At 48.1% G+C, this 570-nt stretch carries 1 protein-coding gene; it reads right to left on the bottom strand.

The window, feature by feature from the left end; all coding sequences use genetic code 11:
* Positions 1-123: 123 nt before the first annotated feature.
* Positions 124-570, bottom strand: a 447-nt coding sequence (locus GC102_RS40925; protein ID WP_171688904.1) for a heterodisulfide reductase-related iron-sulfur binding cluster, incomplete at its 5' end; no start/stop codon positions are given.

The following is a 570-nucleotide window of genomic DNA, read 5'->3' as shown; positions in this document are numbered from 1 at the left end:
CCAAGCTCTTCGGAGGCGCCCAGTTTACCGTTTTTAAGCCGTTCGGTCGTGAACTTAACGGCGTTGCGAAGAAAGTCATTGTTCAGCGCGACTTTGGATCTCTCTTTGACGGTCCCAGTAGGTTTATGATCGCTCATCTGCCAGCTTCACTCCCTCGGCCAATAATTCCGCTAGATGCATGACCTTCACGGGTTTTCCACGGAAGGATAAATTGCCTGCAATATTCATTAAACATCCCATATCGAGTCCAACTAACACTTCTGCTTCCGTTTCCAGCACGTGATCCGACTTCTCAGATACCATGGCTCCAGATATATCGCACATTTTCACTGCAAAAGTACCGCCAAACCCACAACAGTCTTCTGCATGTGGAAGGGGAACTAGCTCCAGATCACGGATATTTTGCATCAGCTGCATCGGTTCCTCTTTGACGCCTAACAATCGACTGCCGTGGCAGGAAGGATGATAGGTCACTTTGTGCGGGAACACGGCCCCCAAATCAGTAACACCCAATACTTGCACGAGGAACTGCGTGAATTCATATGTTTTTTCTACTAAACGATTAGCTCT

Origin of the sequence: Paenibacillus germinis, assembly GCF_013141785.1 — a bacterium.
Taxonomy (GTDB): Bacteria; Bacillota; Bacilli; order Paenibacillales; family NBRC-103111; genus Paenibacillus_E; species Paenibacillus_E phytorum.
The sequence above is the reverse complement of the archived record's forward strand: the minus strand, read 5'-3'. Positions and strand labels throughout refer to the sequence as shown.